Genomic DNA, 14074 nt, shown 5'->3' on the forward strand with positions numbered 1-14074 from the left:
AGTCCAAAGGGCCCTAGCGCCGACAAGAAAATTCAGACTGGAGAAACGAGATGGCCAAAGCTGTTCGCTTTTACGAAACCGGTGGACCCGAAGTGCTTTGTTATGAAGACGTCGAGGTCGGTGAACCGGGGCCGGGACAGGCTCGCGTTCGACATAGCTACATCGCGGTCAATTTCATCGACATCTACCACCGCACTGGCTATTACCCTTCTCAACTGCCGGGCGGCCTCGGTTCGGACGCTGTCGGTGTCGTCGAAGCGGTAGGGCCGGGTGTGACCGATATCAAGGTCGGAGACCGGGTCGGTTATCTGATGGGGCCGCAAGGTGCCTATTCCGACGTGCGTTTGATTCCCGCCGAGGTGCTGATTCCGTTGCCAGACGGGATATCGGATCGCACAGCGTCGACGCTCATCATGAAGGGCCTGACGGCGCAATATCTTTTCCGTCAGGTTTATCCGTTGAAGGGTGGCGAGACGATTCTCTACCACGCGGCTGCCGGTGGCGTCGGCCTGATCGCTTGCCAATGGGCGCGTGCGCTTGGGGTCACGATGATCGGCACCGTCAGCAGTGACGAAAAGGCGGAAATCGCCAAGGCCAACGGTTGCACGCATACGATCGTCACCTCTCGCGAGAACATCGCAGAGCGTGTGCGCGAACTGACGGATGGCCAAGGTGTACCCGTCGTCTATGACTCTGTTGGCAAGGACACCCTGCAGGCTTCGCTGGACAGCCTGCAAGTGCGTGGCACCCTCGTCAGCAACGGCACGAGTTCCGGCCCCGTCAATGTCGATGCGCTGACGCTTGCCCTGAAGGGATCAATTTGGTTCACGCGTCCGGCGATGGTGCATTACATCAAGCCTCGCTCGCACATGCTCTCCATGGCCAAGGAGCTGTTCGACCTGGTGCTTGCCGGGAAAATTTCGAGCGAGCCGAAACAGATCTTCGCGCTCGCCGAGGCCGCCGACGCGCATCGCATGCTGGAGTCGCGAAAGACGATCGGGGCGACTGTGCTGGTTCCGTGACGTCAAGGAAGAATCAGGAGACTTTGCGTAATGCACATAAAACAACAAACCTGTGCGCTGGGCGCCGAACTGGTGGGCGTGAAGCTGGCGGATGCCATTCACGATGACGATTTGTTCGCCGAGATCCGCGGGGCAATGCTCAAGTATCGTGTCCTGTTCCTGAGGAATCAGGACATCAGCAGCGCAGAACACGTAGCGTTTGCGCGGCGCTTTGGTGATCTCGAGGATCACCCGGTCGCGGGCAGTGATCCGGATTATCCAGGCCTGGTCCGTATCTACAAGACACCGGATCAATCACCCGACCGATACGAAAATGCTTGGCACTCCGATGCCACCTGGCGGGAAGCACCACCCTTCGGAGCAGTGTTGCGGTGCGTTGAATGCCCTCCAGTTGGCGGAGACACGATGTGGGCAAACATGGCGCTGGCTTATGAAAACCTGCCTGCCCATATCAAGGACAAGATTGCCAACTTGAGGGCTCGCCACAGTATCGAGGCCACCTTTGGCGCATCGATGCCGATGGATAAGCGTCTGGCACTCAAAGCCCGATTTCCGGACGCAGAGCATCCAGTCGTGCGAACGCATCCGCAAACTGGCGAGAAGGTGTTGTACGTGAATGTCTTCACCACGCACTTCACCAATTTCCACACCAGTGAGCATGTCCGCTATGGGCAGGACGCGAACCCCGGTGCCGGGGAATTGCTGCGTTATCTGCTGAGTCAGGCATACATCCCGGAGTACCAGGTGCGTTGGCGCTGGGAGCCCAACAGTGTCGCCATCTGGGACAACAGCGCTACGCAACACTATGCAGTAATGGATTATCCGGCGTGCCATCGAAAGATGGACCGAGCCGGAATCATAGGCACCAAGCCCTATTAGATATTTCTTCCTGTCGACTGACAAAAACGCGTCACCCAACAATACGTCCTCGGAGATACCCATGAATTTCATTGACGGTTCGCTGTACCCCGAAAACCAGGAAAAACTGGTCATCACTGTGGCTCCCTATGGCCCTCAGTTCGAGGTCAGTGACTTCCCGGAAGACATTCCGGTCACCATGGATGAGCAAGTTCAGAAGGCTGTCGACTGCTATGAAGCCGGTGCCACTGTGCTGCACCTGCATGTGCGCGAACTCGACGGCAAAGGCTCAAAACGCTTGTCCAAGTTCAACGAACTGATCGCCGGAGTACGTGAAGCTGTACCGGATATGATCATTCAGGTGGGCGGCTCGATTTCATTTGCGCCCGAATCGGAAGGCGAGGTCGCGAAATGGCTGTCTGACGACACACGCCACATGCTGGCCGAGCTGACACCGAAGCCGGATCAGGTGACCCTGGCTATCAACTCGAACCAGTTCAACATCATCGAGGCGCTGTCCGAGGTCGATCTCGCCGGAACTTCGTTCGCTGATCCGGTGAAGCAGCTCGCCTACCGCGAAATGACCATTCCGGCCGGCCCCGGGTGGGTGGAAGAGCACGTCAAGCGCCTGAGCGCGAATGGCATCCAGGTGCAGTTCCAGATGGGCAACATCAACTCGCTGGAAACCGTTGAGCGCATGATGCGCCGCGGCGTTTGCAACGTGCCTTTGATTCTGACCTGGATTCCCATCGGTGGCGGCGCTGACGCGATGACGCCGTACAACATGACCAATTTCATGCGCGCAGTGCCGGACGGTGCAGTGCTGACATTCGAGGGCCAGATGAACAACGTGCTGCCGCTCAACATGATGGCCATTGCGATGGGCCTGCATGTGCGCTGTGGTATCGAAGACACGATCTGGACGCCTGATCGTTCGCGCAAGATGAGCAGCGTGGAGCAGATCCAGCAACTGGTGCGCATCGCCAATGAATGTGCACGACCGGTTGCCAATGGCAAGGAGGCGCGCGAAATCTACAAGATCGGCACGTTCTACAAGGACGCGGATGAAACCCTGGCCGCGAACGGATTCACACCGAATCGCAAGCCGCATCAGTAACGGATCTACCCTCACCCAAGACCTGTGCTATCGATGGCCAGCCAGACTGGCCAGGGCAGGGGACGCTTAACGTTCCCTGCCGTCTAACCTAATAACAACAAGACACATCGAATCAAGGATCTGCCATGGCTTTCCATCACGCCACCGTCGGTGACGGCGCGGACGTCGCCGTCAGCGTTCCCCGTACGTTTGCCTGGGTTGTGTTCGCACTGACCTTTGGCCTGCTGATTTCCGATTACATGTCACGCCAGGTGCTCAACGCGGTTTTCCCGCTACTGAAGGCCGAATGGGCGCTGAGTGACGCACAGTTGGGGATGCTCAGCAGTATCGTCTCGGTCATGGTCGGTGTGCTGACCATTCCATTGTCGTTGCTCGCGGACCGTTGGGGACGCGTCAAGAGCCTGGTGCTGATGGCCATGTTCTGGAGCCTGGCGACACTGGGGTGCGCAATTGCGGAAAACTTCAATCAGATGTTTGTCGCGCGCTTTCTGGTAGGTGCCGGTGAGGCCGCCTATGGCAGTGTCGGTATTGCCGTGGTGTTATCCGTTTTCCCCAAACACATGCGCGCCTCCCTGTCGGGTGCATTCATGGCCGGCAGCATGTTTGGCTCGGTACTGGGCATGGCGTTGGGCGGCGTCATCGCTGCGCACCTGGGGTGGCGTGTCGCGTTCACCAGCATGGCACTGTTCGGGATGTGCCTGGCGGTGATTTACCTGATTGTCGTGCGTGAGCGACGCATTACCGCGCAACGCCCATGCAGTTCGCAGGGCCGGGCCGCAGGAGCCCCCGTTAAACGGCCACTGGCCACACTGTTTGCCAGTCGCTCGGTGATCTGCGCCTACATTGGCAATGGCCTCCAGCTGTTTGTCGTTGGCTCGGTACTCGCCTGGTTTCCGAGCTATTTGAATCGCTACTACCACATGAACACTGACAAGGCCGGCATGCTTTCGGCGTTGATCGTCCTGATTGGCGGTGGCGGCATGATCCTGTGTGGCATGTTGAGTGATCGCCTGTGCCGCAATGCACCAGACCGCAAAATCACCCTGGCCATCGCTTATTGCCTGATCAGCGGTTTGTTACTGGGAGTGGCTTTCCATTTGCCGCCCGGTGCCTTGCAACTCACCTTGATCAGCATGGGGATGCTGGTTGCCAGTGGCACTTGCGGGCCGGCCGGTGCCATGGTGGCTAATCTGACCCATCCCTCGGTGCACGCCACGGCATTCGCGGTGCTGGCGTTGGCCAACAATATTTTGGGGCTGGCGCCTGGCCCACTGGTCACCGGCATGCTGGCCGATGCGGTCAGCCTGGACCACGCCTTCCAGATCATCCCGCTGATGGCCGTCGCGTCTGCCCTGGTGTTCTGGTACGGCAAGCGTCACTACCACCGCGATATCGGAAAGTTGCGGGCGCCTGGCTCCGCCCCGGTGGTGGGAGCGGCGCCATGAGATTCATCCGTTGATGTTGCTGCATCCGGGCTTGACCTGAGCACCTTTTATTTCGGCCGCTTCGCTCTGGCCGTCTGCCTGTACCAAGAGAGACTGATATGAACGAGAAACCCATTTTCCAGCCCAGCGCCGAGCGCATCTCCAACACGCGCCTGATGGCTTTCATGCAATTTGCGCAGTCGCGTACCGGGCATGATTTCACTGACTACGACGCATTGTGGCGTTGGTCGGTCGAAGAGATTGAGCAGTTTTGGCCGCTTGTCTGGGAATTTTGTGGCGGCGTCGGCAAACTGGGTGAGGTGGTGCTGGAAAACAGTGGCCAGATGCCCGGAGCACGCTGGTTCCCGAATGCGCAATTGAACTACGCGCAGTCGATGCTGGCGCGCCGCGACGACGCAGATGCCTTGGTCTTCTGGGGTGAAGACAAGGTCCGCCGGCGCTTGTCCCGAGCTGAACTCTATAACCAGGTTTCTCGCTTTCGCCAGGGCCTGGAAGCATTGGGCATCGGCAAGGGCGATCGCGTTGCAGCCGTCATGCCAAACATGCCCGAAACCCTGGTTGCCATGCTGGCCACCGCCTCGCTCGGCGCAGTCTGGTCCTCGGCCTCACCCGACTTCGGTGTGCAGGGAGTGCTCGACCGTTTCGGGCAAATCGAGCCCAAGCTGCTGTTGTGCGTAGACGGCTATTGGTACAACGGCAAACGCGTCGATTGCCTGGCGAAAAATGCTGAAGTAGCGGCTCGACTGCCGAGCCTCCTGCGTACCGTAGTCGTGCCGTATGTCGAGGACGTGCCGGATGTCGCCAATATTGTCGGCGGAGTCCGTTTCGCTGACTTTATCGAGCCTTATGCCGCTGTCGAGATCGCGTTTGTCGAGGTGCCTTTCGACCATCCGTTGTTCATCCTGTTTTCCTCGGGAACGACCGGTGTTCCCAAGTGCATCGTTCATGGTCATGGCGGCTCATTGCTGCAACACCTCAAGGAACACCAGTTGCACACCGATGTGCATGCCGATGATCGCCTGTTCTACTTCAGCACTTGCAGCTGGATGATGTGGAATTGGCTGGTGTCCGGCCTGGCGTCCGGGGCAACGGTGCTGCTCTACGACGGATCACCGTTTATCGCAGGCCGTGACGGACGTCCTGGCAGTATTCTTTTCGATTACGCCGACGACGAAGGCATGACCCATTTCGGCACGTCGGCGAAGTTTATCGATGCGTTGCTCAAGCAGGAGCTTTCGCCACGGCACAGCCATTCGTTGACGGCGTTGCGGGCTTTTCTGTCGACCGGCAGCCCACTGGCTCCAGAGGGGTTCGATTACGTCTACCGCGAGATCAAGAGCGACTTGCACCTGGCCTCGGTCGCCGGCGGGACCGACATTCTGTCGGGCTTCGTGGTCGGCGTACCTATCCAGGCTGTGTATCGCGGTGAAATCCAGCGTGCGGGTCTGGGCATGGCGGTGGCGGTTTTCGATGAGCAAGGTGAATCCGTACGCGAAGTCAAAGGTGAGCTGGTGTGCACCCGGCCGTTCCCATGCATGCCGGTAGGTTTCTGGAATGACACTGATGGCTCGCGCTATCACGCGGCCTATTTCGCCCGTTTCCCCAACATCTGGTGCCATGGCGACTTTGCCGAGATCAATGGTCGTGGCGGTTTCGCTATCTATGGGCGCTCCGACGCCACCCTGAATCCCGGAGGCGTACGCATCGGCACTGCGGAGATTTACCGCCAGGTTGAGCTACTGCCGGAAATTGTCGAATCGTTGGTGATCGGGCAGGAATGGGCGGGCGACACCCGCGTCGTTCTGTTCGTGAAGCTGCGTGATGGCCAACAGCTCGACGATGATCTGGTGGCGCGGGTTAAACAGCAGGTGCGCAACAACACCACACCACGTCACGTTCCTGCGAAGGTCCTGCAAGTCGTGGATATACCCCGGACCAAGAGCGGCAAGATCGTTGAGCTGGCTGTTCGTAATGTCGTTCATGGTGAGTCGGTGAAGAACGTCGAGGCACTCGCCAATCCCGAGGCGTTGGAGTACTTCCGTGATCGCAGTGAGCTGACTGTCTAAGGGCCGGGGAGAGGCGCATGGGGGCACTGCAATGGTGCCCCCTGGGTGCAAAAACTTCCCGAGCTTGATACTTGTTCTATTCCTGGTAGTCGAGGTTTTGGCGCCGCCAGGCTGTCGGTGTCATGCCGTACTGAGCGGTGAACCAGCGGATGAATGAACTTGGGGTCGAGTAGCCAAGCAGACCTGCGACCTGGCTGAAGGAGTAACGTGGGTTCGCCATGTAACGGTTCAAAAGTTCGCGTCGTACTTGATCATGCAGTTCGGAGAAACTGACGCCGCTGTCTTCCAGTCTGCGTTGCAAGGTGCGCACATTTACGTCGAGGGATTGGGCGACCAGACTGATCGAGGCCCGATCCATGGGTAGCAGCAGGTAAATGGCCTGGCGTACTTCATTCAGGGTCGAGCCCTTGCTGGCCCCAGGCAATGCTTCGAAAAACTCTCGTGCATAGTTCGCCATTACCGGGTCAGCGGTTGGATTCGCCGTATTCAAATCAGCGACAAGGCAGACAATGCCATTGAACTGGCAGTTGAATTCAACGTTACAGCCAAATACCCGACGGTGGACGTTCAGGTCTGCCGGGGCGTTGTGAGTGAAGCTTACGCTCTGTGGGCGCCAACTCTTGCCGAGCAACGCACTGCAAAGTCGATGCAGCACCCCGATTGCCAGTTCGATACTTTGCCGCTTTGGCGTGGCCGGGTCGATTGTGATTTCCTCACGGATGATCACTATCTTGTCTGTCTCCGAGATATCCATTGCCAGGGATTCGTTGAGCAGGTGCCGGTATTGTCCGATGGTGGTCAAGGCATCGCGCAGGGTTGGCTGGTGGGTGAGCAACAAGCTGATTGCGCCGAAACTCGAAAGCTGTCGTGACTCAGCCATGCGCAGGCCAAACGTTTCGCAACCACTGGCCTTTGCCGACGCTTCAAGCAACTTTGCCACAACTGTCATGGGGATGCGCAATTCCGGATTCTTCAACATCGCCTTGCTGAGTGCGAACTCATTGAGCAGTGGCAGAGGATTGAGAGCCAGTTGCGTGCACAATTCCAGGTAATTCGTCAGGGCAGCTGTACGTGCCATTAGGGCCATGATGTTGACCTCGTTGTTGTTGTGTTTATTGCCCCATCCTGCCCAGTGCAGAAGTGAAAAATTCGTCTGAAGTGGCAAGTGAATATTTCAAAATCAGGCCCTTTATAGAGGTTTGAGCGAGAAATGAAAACCGTCCTGCCTGCATCCTCCAAAGTAATTTTGCAGACCTTAAATGTTGGGGTTTCGGGCGTTGTACTTTTCGGAATTTGTCGTGAAATGGGCAGTGGCTGGCACCAAATGTACAGCATGGAGGTCCGGTAAAACTTACCTTGCCACACCACGGTTCGAAGTGGATAGGGTCCCTGTACTTGCTGTTTAGCGGCGGGAGAACAGTGGGACAACACCTGAAATACGGGAGTGAGAAAAAACACCATGCTGACTACAAAAATAATCAAGCCAGCGCCAGACGCTTATGCCTACCCGCTACTGATCAAGCGCTTGCTGCTGTCGGGGGTACGGTACGAACCAGATCAGGAAATCGTCTATGCGGACAAACTGCGGTACAGCTACCGCATGCTTCATGAGCGAATCCAGCGCCTGGCCAATGCCCTGACGGCGGCGGGCGTCAAGGCTGGGGATACCGTAGCGCTGCTCGACTGGGACAGCCATCGCTATCTGGAGTGTTTTTTTGCGGTCCCGATGATCGGCGCAGTTCTGCACACCGTGAACATCCGGCTGTCCGCAGACCAGGTGCGCTACACCATGAATCATGCTGAAGATGATCTGGTGCTGGTCCATGACGATTTTATCCCCCTGATCGAGCAGATTCACGAGGGGCTATCGACCGTCAAAGGTTACATCCAACTCTCTGACGACGTTGCAGCCGTTACGGATTTGCCCGTGCTGGGGGAGTATGAGTCTTTGCTGGGCAAGGCCAGTGCAAACTACGACTTCCCTGATTTTGATGAAAACTCGGTGGCGACCCTTTTCTACACAACCGGTACTACGGGCAATCCTAAAGGCGTGTATTTCTCACACCGCCAGTTGGTGCTGCACACCTTGAATGCAGTCGGGACGTTAGGTGCCTATCAAGGCCAACCGTTGCTACGTTCCGATGACGTCTACATGCCAATCACTCCCATGTTTCATGTGCATGCCTGGGGCGTGCCTTATGTCGCCACATTGATGGGGGTCAAGCAGGTATATCCCGGTCGATACGAGCCCAATCGCCTGGTCAGTCTCTTTCGCGAAGAGAAGGTCACTTTTTCCCATTGCGTGCCCACAATCCTGCAAATGATCCTGGGATGCGAAGAGGCCACCCGGACTAACCTGTATGGCTGGAAAATGCTCCTGGGCGGAAGTTCCTTGACCATGGGTATCGCGCAGCGAGCGACCAGCCGTGGCATACGTGTGCATGCTGCATATGGGATGTCAGAGACCTGTCCATTGCTCTGCACCACCTACCTGCATGCGCAGGATCTTGAATTACCTGCACAAGCTCAGCTCCCCAGTCGAATCAAGACGGGGACGCCATTACCGATGGTCGATCTGAAAATCATCGATGCGGGCGGCAATGACGTTCCTCATGATGGTGAGTCGCTCGGTGAAGTCGTGGTGCGAACGCCATGGTTGACCCAAGGTTATTTCAAGGATGAGGAACAGAGTGCAGAACTGTGGCACAACGGATGGCTGCACACCGGTGACATGGCTTCGATCGATTCCCGGGGGGTGGTGGAAATCAAGGATCGAATCAAGGATGTGATCAAGACGGGAGGGGAATGGGTCAGTTCGCTTGAACTGGAGAGCCTGATCAGCGAACACTCATCGGTCAGCGCTGTCGCTGTAGTCGGCATCGCCGATGAGCAATGGGGCGAGCGCCCGATAGCCCTGGTAGTCTGCGTACAAGGCAAACACCTCGACCAGGCATTGCTCGAAGCCCATCTACAACCGTTTGTGGCGTCTGGCCGTATCAACAAATGGGCGATTCCGAGACGGTTCAAGTTCGTCACGGAGATTCCTAAAACCAGTGTTGGAAAGATCAACAAGAAACTGATTCGGGAATCTGAGACCAACTGAACACATCATAGGGACATAGACCATCTCAAAAGCGCATACATTGCCCTCCTGGGAGTACGTGAGGTGGTCGGCATGCGAGTCTCTGGCGCATGTAGCTCACGAATTGGGTCGAGCAGCGGGGAAGTAAGCATTCAGCGTAGCAGTCGGATGTTGAAATGGGGGGACTTACAGCCGCCCGCACTCGACTACCTGAGACTACAAACTAAGAACCGATAGTTCCGTGACAGGCCTGTGTGAAAGCTTGCTTAAAAACTGCTACAAAGCTGAATGAGTAAAGCCGATCGGACCGGCGGGCCGGGGACACAGCGGATACCTACATCCAATCCATTATCGGGGCGACGGAGAAACGGCGGGAGAGCGGGGCAGGTGTGGCGTCGACTCGAGCTACCTGAGTAGCTACGTTCATTGTGGCGAGGGGGGCTTGCCCTATTCGTCAGCGTAGTAGTTGGAAAGCACCATTGGTGTAGAAGCCCATTCTTACTCCAATGGTGTTTTGGCAGAAATGGAACAGATTTATTTTTTCGTCCCCTTTTTCCTCTCCGAACCTGTATATGTCTAGTCCTTCAATAGGTTTACACCGGCTTCACCCTTTTATGCACAGGTTTCGCTACTCATGGGTCGGCACTGCGCAAGCGTAGGGCCGACTTTTCATCGTGCTCTTAGCTGGATAAGTTCATGTGTAGTAGTGGAAACGGTCTGCCTTCACCGTCCAAAGGAGAGCGACCTGTTTGAACGAACCCGTAATGGAGATAGAAGCCTACCGCCTGGGGATTTTGCTCGTTTACGTCAACGCTCATCGTATAGCGCGAACTGCGGGCGTGATTCAGTAGCGCACGGCCTATACCTTGGCCGCGAAGATCAGGATCAATGAAGAGCATTTCTACGTGGTTTTGATTGAGTCCAATAAAGCCAAGCGGACAGTGTTTCACGCCTAACGCAATCCATACGTCAACAACGGGTAGATAGATGTCGCGAAGCTGCGGAAGCAGAGCGTCTATGTCGGACTCTTGAAGGAAGTGGTGAGTAGCGCTAACGGATCGCAGCCAAATGTCGAGCAGTTGCGGGTAGTCGGCAGCATTGGCCTGACGAATGATCATGAAATCAACCTTATACACTTGATATCGAAATAGAGGCACGCCAGTAAATAGCGGCCGCGTAAGTGTCGGCATCTGTATGACCGCTTCGCGAGTTAACGCCTGGGCGGTGCACGGCAGAGGTAGCCGAAAAGGAGGGGAGGTGAAAAATACTTTGTGTTTTTCGATGCGTCAAGAAAACGGGCGCTTGAGAAGCGTCAAGTGCGCGCTCAATCAAAACACCCGTCTCACCTGAGATGTTTTCCCTGAGCATCGAATTGTGAGCACAATGCTAAACACGCTTACGCATGATAAACTCTTACGAAGTCCAACAAATAACCAGTAAGAGCTCGAGCAGCATGCTGATACTACTTAAAGGGGAAACCAAAGGTTTAAAGATTGCACCTCGCTGGCCATCCTCTAAAGTATTAATTGAAGAAAATGTATTTCTTAAGTTGCTTGAAGTCCAGTCAAAACTCCCATCATCCATTAAGCTACTGCTCGTTCGTGGATATGAAAATAAAAGTAGCAGGCTTGGTATGTTCAGGCACATATCAAGATGGCTAGGTATCAAGCTATTTTGCACATGCTACCCCAGGCGAAAGAGCGAGGTGGATGATATATTTGGCTCCAATGGGCATGACGTGGATGGCTCTCATGTAGATGTGTCAATTGTTCTGAATGGAAAAAGACTGCGATTTTTGCCCCTGGGAGTCTTTACATCGTTGAGTCTTCAACATAGTAGAACGGATGAGCACCTTACTGTTATTAAACTCGTCAAAGGAGCACTTGAGCAGTGCGACTTCAGCATCCACCACAACCAAACAGAGAGCATGCAAATCCATTGTGACTATAATGGGTGACTACAGTGACGAAGACGGCCTGTTTGTTGGACACATCGTGGATATCAAGGATGTCGTGGGTTTTCATGGCGAGTCGCTCAGTGAACTCCGAGTCGCATTTGAAGAGGCCGTCACCGATTACCTGGAGACCTGCGCCAAACTCGGACGCGCACCGTAGAAACCCTACTCGGGTAACCTGAGCTTGTGCCTGGCGCAGAGCCCAATGAATACGAGCGGAGCAACGATCATGGAATACGACGAAAAACTGATTGAAGACGCCGTGCTTGCCCTGTTGGCAACCTTCAGTTCCGACGACGGCAATGCCTGGAAAGGGTTCGACTTCGAGATCATGAACCGATTGCATGAGCACGGTTTCATCAGTAATCCGGTGAACAAGAACAAATCGATCTGGTTGACGGCGGAAGGGCTGGAGCGAGGTCGGCAGATAGCCGATCGATTGTTTGGGGTAGCTCCAGGGGAGCCTGCATCCGACTCGCGTTCCTGAGTGCCACATGAGAACAAGTCAGCGGTAACGCCACCATCGGCCAGGTGGTTTTTTGGATTGCATACGGATGAACAGGAGGTGTTGGGAAGGCGCAGTCCTCTACCTTCACCACTTGGTGCGGGGGCGTTGTCGAGTGTGAAAGCACCGAGGATTTGAAGGCGATCGCCGCGCACGCGATAAGGAATTAGATAGGACCAGTTTGGTACTGCCCATTCGCGCGTCTGTTTGACTCGCCCTTCACGGCCCATGGCCGGAAACTGAGCCAATTTATCTACACTGGCGAAAATTGCATCGGAAAAGTCGTCAGCGGCCTTGGGATTTTCAAGAGCAATATAGTTGGCTTCGTCTTCCAGGTTTTTGAGTGCTTTTTCCAGCCACTCAACCCGCATTCCGACTCCAGCGCCGAGCGCGCATCGCCGCCACTTGGTCTTCGCTGGCGAAATTGCCTTGGTCAGCTTCCTTTACCGCCAATTCGATCTGTGCGGTCAAGGTCCTTTCGTGCTCGATGTAGTCGCGCAGAACATCCATCGCCAGGTAGCTTGCAGTTTGGCCGTTTGTCTTGGCCAGTTCGACGAGAGAATTCGACAAGTCTTCCGGCAGGTCCAGGGATATCCCAGTCATGGCAGCCTCGATGATGGACGTTTGTCGGGCATCTTACACCGTCAAGCGCCCGCTTGAATCAACAGGCTGTCGCGAGGTGTGTCTCGACATAAATCATTTTCTTTTCTGCACAGATTTAGCCGGTTGCTGGAGATGATAGAGGCTTAAAGGAGCGCTGGCTAAACAAGGTCATCTTCGTCGTCTTTCAGGTGGCGATACCAACCATACAACGCCAAGGCAAGGATGGCGAAGATGATGACTATGAGGAGGATGGCTATGTAACGCATTTTACTCAGTGCCTTCGGCGTGAGTGTCTGTTTGGAACGCGTCCTTGCCGGTGAGCGAATGTAAGCTCCCGGCAAACAGCTGTCTTTAATACATAAGTTTGGGGGAAGGGTAGCGGTTGGACCGACGCCGGGAGAGTTGTGCGCAAACCACCGATCCTGAACGAACCCTGTCACTCATCCAGGTTTCATTATAGGCGACGGGTCAGCGGCCTAGGATGAAGGCGTCGGCTCAAATCACCGCACCTCCCACAGGAATCTAAAAAATGATCTCAAACACAATCAAAGTCGCGCTAATCGCCAGCGCTTTGCTGTTGAGCGCCTGTTCGGGGACAAGTACCCACAGCTGTTATTCCGAAGACTGCCAGCCGTCTGCTGGCTTTACCCCAAGCCACAGCAACAACCCCGGCAAACTGAATTTCCAGGGCAGTGCGCTTGGCAGCAGTTTCAGTGAATACAGCTCAGGTTTGCTGCAGGGCGACTGATTCGTCGCGAATTTCAGAACGGCCTTCTTGATCTGACGATCAAGCCTCAACGCTGGGCAAACGTATCCGCCCGACTCCCCGACACCTTCCGGCAATGCACCAGCGCATCGCGAATCATGAAGTTCACCAGGGTCGGTGACACCCCCAACTCCTTGGCGATGTCCTTCTGTGGCACGCCATGCAAGCGGTACATCTCGAAGGCATAACGCGTGCGGCTTGGCAGTTCGGTCAGGGCGTCGGCGATGTTTTCCAGGGTGGAGAAGTTGATGTGCGAGGTTTCTGGTGAGGCGCCCTGGATGACCACGTTTAGGCCTTCTTCTTCAGGGCCGGAGTATTTCTGCTCCAGGGCCTGCTTGCGGTAGTGGTCGATGGCCAAGTTGCGCACGATCTGGAACAGGTAGCTGAGCTGCGCCTTGAACGAGGAGGTGATGTTCGGCGCCGATTGCAGGCGGAAGAACGCGTCCTGCACCACATCTTCAGCGCGCGAGCGGCAGCCGGTGATGCGGGCTGCAATCTTGACCAGTATCAGTCGATTGTCGACGAATGCCTGAAGTAGCGGCGAATCGCACCTGCTTGTGGACGCTTGTTCCGTCATGGAGATCACCTTGCTGCCAATAGGTTAGTGGGACGACAAGAAGGCCGGGGCCGCCCTACACATCGAGCGACAAATTATG

General features: G+C 55.8%; 12 protein-coding genes and 2 pseudogenes. 9 read left to right on the forward strand and 5 right to left on the reverse strand.

Annotation, left to right across the window (positions count from 1 at the left end; genetic code table 11):
- Positions 1-50: 50 nt before the first annotated feature.
- The 5 genes from SOP95_RS10960 to SOP95_RS10980 all read left to right on the forward strand — a co-directional run bounded on the left by SOP95_RS10960 (position 51) and on the right by SOP95_RS10980 (position 6508).
- Positions 51-1022, forward strand: a complete 972-nt coding sequence (locus SOP95_RS10960; RefSeq protein ID WP_323607102.1) for a quinone oxidoreductase family protein — start codon at positions 51-53, stop codon at positions 1020-1022.
- A gap of 30 nt (positions 1023-1052) precedes the next feature.
- A complete protein-coding gene (locus SOP95_RS10965) occupies positions 1053-1901 on the forward strand; it encodes a TauD/TfdA dioxygenase family protein (protein WP_274073248.1) in 849 nt (282 codons plus the stop codon).
- A 61-nt stretch (positions 1902-1962) separates the two neighbouring features.
- Positions 1963-2997 carry a 3-keto-5-aminohexanoate cleavage protein gene (locus SOP95_RS10970; protein WP_274073249.1) on the forward strand — a complete coding sequence of 345 codons (1035 nt, stop codon included), beginning with the start codon at positions 1963-1965 and terminating at the stop codon, positions 2995-2997.
- Between the two features lie 125 nt (positions 2998-3122).
- Positions 3123-4442, forward strand: a complete 1320-nt coding sequence (locus SOP95_RS10975) for an MFS transporter (protein WP_323607103.1) — start codon at positions 3123-3125, stop codon at positions 4440-4442.
- 98 nt (positions 4443-4540) lie between these two features.
- Positions 4541-6508, forward strand: a complete 1968-nt coding sequence (locus SOP95_RS10980) for an acetoacetate--CoA ligase (RefSeq protein WP_323607104.1) — start codon at positions 4541-4543, stop codon at positions 6506-6508.
- Between the two features lie 76 nt (positions 6509-6584).
- Here SOP95_RS10980 and SOP95_RS10985 read toward each other — a convergent pair whose 3' ends face one another.
- A complete protein-coding gene (locus tag SOP95_RS10985) occupies positions 6585-7595 on the reverse strand; it encodes an AraC family transcriptional regulator (protein WP_323607115.1) in 1011 nt (336 codons plus the stop codon).
- 372 nt (positions 7596-7967) lie between these two features.
- Here SOP95_RS10985 and SOP95_RS10990 point away from each other — a divergent pair, with 372 nt between their 5' ends.
- Positions 7968-9611: a fatty acid--CoA ligase gene (locus tag SOP95_RS10990; protein WP_323607105.1), complete on the forward strand. Its 1644-nt coding sequence runs from the start codon at positions 7968-7970 to the stop codon at positions 9609-9611.
- Positions 9612-10270: 659 nt separating this feature from the next.
- Here the strand turns inward: SOP95_RS10990 and SOP95_RS10995 are convergent.
- Complete coding sequence (locus SOP95_RS10995) at positions 10271-10708, reverse strand: acetyltransferase (protein ID WP_274073253.1); 438 nt, start codon at positions 10706-10708, stop codon at positions 10271-10273.
- 831 nt (positions 10709-11539) lie between these two features.
- On the opposite strand from SOP95_RS10995, the pseudogene SOP95_RS11000 reads away from it, so the two are divergent.
- Positions 11540-11701 (forward strand): annotated as a pseudogene (locus SOP95_RS11000) (type II toxin-antitoxin system HicB family antitoxin); the annotation flags it as partial.
- 72 nt (positions 11702-11773) lie between these two features.
- Positions 11774-12031: a DUF6429 family protein gene (locus SOP95_RS32125; protein WP_323628129.1), complete on the forward strand. Its 258-nt coding sequence runs from the start codon at positions 11774-11776 to the stop codon at positions 12029-12031.
- 105 nt (positions 12032-12136) lie between these two features.
- Here the strand turns inward: SOP95_RS32125 and SOP95_RS11010 are convergent.
- Together SOP95_RS11010 and SOP95_RS11015 are read right to left on the reverse strand one after the other, a co-directional pair.
- Positions 12137-12420 (reverse strand): annotated as a pseudogene (locus SOP95_RS11010) (type II toxin-antitoxin system RelE/ParE family toxin).
- Positions 12410-12652, reverse strand: a complete 243-nt coding sequence (locus SOP95_RS11015; RefSeq protein ID WP_323607106.1) for a CopG family ribbon-helix-helix protein — start codon at positions 12650-12652, stop codon at positions 12410-12412. The pseudogene SOP95_RS11010 and the gene SOP95_RS11015 overlap by 11 nt, the downstream one beginning before the upstream one ends.
- Positions 12653-13181: 529 nt before the next feature.
- Between SOP95_RS11015 and SOP95_RS11020 the strand changes: the two genes are divergently transcribed.
- Positions 13182-13400 (forward strand): hypothetical protein, encoded by a 219-nt coding sequence (locus SOP95_RS11020; protein WP_323607107.1) that lies wholly within the window; start codon positions 13182-13184, stop codon positions 13398-13400.
- 46 nt (positions 13401-13446) lie between these two features.
- Here the strand turns inward: SOP95_RS11020 and SOP95_RS11025 are convergent, their stop codons facing one another.
- On the reverse strand, positions 13447-13995 hold the full coding sequence (locus tag SOP95_RS11025) for an RNA polymerase factor sigma-70 (protein WP_188265168.1): 549 nt from the start codon (positions 13993-13995) through the stop codon (positions 13447-13449).
- Positions 13996-14074: the final 79 nt, after the last annotated feature.

Source organism: Pseudomonas sp. YuFO8, assembly GCF_035065025.1.
Taxonomy (GTDB): Bacteria; Pseudomonadota; Gammaproteobacteria; order Pseudomonadales; family Pseudomonadaceae; genus Aquipseudomonas; species Aquipseudomonas putida_AE.

Excerpts from the sequence above, each read along its gene's own strand:
- SOP95_RS10960 (WP_323607102.1), top strand. The coding sequence starts at position 51 with ATGGCCAAAGCTGTTCGCTTTTACGAAACCGGTGGACCCGAAGTGCTT.
- SOP95_RS10965 (WP_274073248.1), top strand. The coding sequence starts at position 1,053 with ATGCACATAAAACAACAAACCTGTGCGCTGGGCGCCGAACTGGTGGGC.
- SOP95_RS10970 (WP_274073249.1), top strand. The coding sequence starts at position 1,963 with ATGAATTTCATTGACGGTTCGCTGTACCCCGAAAACCAGGAAAAACTG.
- SOP95_RS10975 (WP_323607103.1), top strand. The coding sequence starts at position 3,123 with ATGGCTTTCCATCACGCCACCGTCGGTGACGGCGCGGACGTCGCCGTC.
- SOP95_RS10980 (WP_323607104.1), top strand. The coding sequence starts at position 4,541 with ATGAACGAGAAACCCATTTTCCAGCCCAGCGCCGAGCGCATCTCCAAC.
- SOP95_RS10985 (WP_323607115.1), bottom strand. The coding sequence starts at position 7,595 with ATGGCCCTAATGGCACGTACAGCTGCCCTGACGAATTACCTGGAATTG.
- SOP95_RS10990 (WP_323607105.1), top strand. The coding sequence starts at position 7,968 with ATGCTGACTACAAAAATAATCAAGCCAGCGCCAGACGCTTATGCCTAC.
- SOP95_RS10995 (WP_274073253.1), bottom strand. The coding sequence starts at position 10,708 with ATGATCATTCGTCAGGCCAATGCTGCCGACTACCCGCAACTGCTCGAC.
- SOP95_RS32125 (WP_323628129.1), top strand. The coding sequence starts at position 11,774 with ATGGAATACGACGAAAAACTGATTGAAGACGCCGTGCTTGCCCTGTTG.
- SOP95_RS11015 (WP_323607106.1), bottom strand. The coding sequence starts at position 12,652 with ATGACTGGGATATCCCTGGACCTGCCGGAAGACTTGTCGAATTCTCTC.
- SOP95_RS11020 (WP_323607107.1), top strand. The coding sequence starts at position 13,182 with ATGATCTCAAACACAATCAAAGTCGCGCTAATCGCCAGCGCTTTGCTG.
- SOP95_RS11025 (WP_188265168.1), bottom strand. The coding sequence starts at position 13,995 with ATGACGGAACAAGCGTCCACAAGCAGGTGCGATTCGCCGCTACTTCAG.